The organism is Vibrio sp. 1069 (genome assembly GCF_033340555.1).
Genome location: NZ_JAWOWP010000111.1, coordinates 1 through 1,075, shown reverse-complemented (window position 1 = coordinate 1,075; position 1,075 = coordinate 1). Strand labels below are relative to the sequence as shown.

The following is a 1,075-nucleotide window of genomic DNA, read 5'->3' as shown; positions in this document are numbered from 1 at the left end:
TCTCAACAATCTCATCTCGACGAACTGGCTGCGCGTTGGCAGCTTTCTCACACTGACGAGAGCGACTTTGCTTTGGTGCTGACTGCGGAGCGTTTAGAGCTGCGTAAAGTCGATGAGCCTAAGCTCGGTGCGATTTTTGTCGATTTGATTGGTGGCGCGGTGGGTCATCGCCGTAAATTCGGTGGTGGTAAAGGGCAAGCGATTGCAAAAGCCGCAGGCTTGAACAAAGGTGCGACCCCAACCGTGTTAGACGGCACGGCTGGCCTTGGTCGTGACGCGTTTGTGCTCGCATCGCTAGGTTGTAAAGTGCAGATGGTCGAGCGTCACCCAGTCGTGGCGGCCTTGTTGGATGACGGTTTGGCTCGCGCGAAACAAGACCCAGAAATCGGCACGTGGGTATCTGAGCGTATGTCGCTGATCCATGCCTCCAGCCATGACGCGCTGGATCAACTGGCGCAAGACAGCGAGTTTGTGAAACCGGATGTGGTGTATCTCGACCCGATGTACCCGCACCCAGAAAACAAAAAGAAATCCGCGTTGGTGAAAAAAGAGATGCGCGTCTTCCAATCTTTGGTGGGAGCGGATTTGGATGCCGATGGATTGCTCGAACCTGCTCTGGCGTTGGCAACGAAACGCGTGGTGGTTAAGCGCCCGGACTACGCGAATTGGCTGAACGAGCAAAAGCCAAGCATGGCGATTGAAACCAAAAAGAACCGTTTCGACGTCTACGTCAAAGCCTCGATGGCATAACCTCCTGACACGCAAAAACTTCTCGTCACAGCATTGAACCAAGTGCTGTGACGCTGCCATTCTTTCCTGAACACTATTGATAGTTTTCACTTGCTAATTCGACACTCTGACTGTATATCTAACTAAGAATTATTATTATTTCACTTGTTGTGATGCTGTCGATAATTGGGAAGCTGGAGTAGTCGAATGTCTAAACGCTTATGTAAGATGAACCGCAAACAAATTGCGGCCAACTTGGGTGACATTCACCGTTTGGTCGTCGCACCTAAGTTCGTTTGTCGCTCTTGTGCACGCTCTTCCGCTTCTAAAGACTCATTGTGTAAGC

The 1,075-nt window shown here is 51.0% G+C and carries 1 protein-coding gene; it reads left to right on the top strand.

The window, feature by feature from the left end; genetic code table 11:
* On the top strand, window positions 1–750 hold a 750-nt coding region (locus R7040_RS24785; protein WP_318097322.1), incomplete at its 5' end, for a class I SAM-dependent methyltransferase.
* Between the last annotated feature and the right edge of the window lie 325 nt (window positions 751–1,075).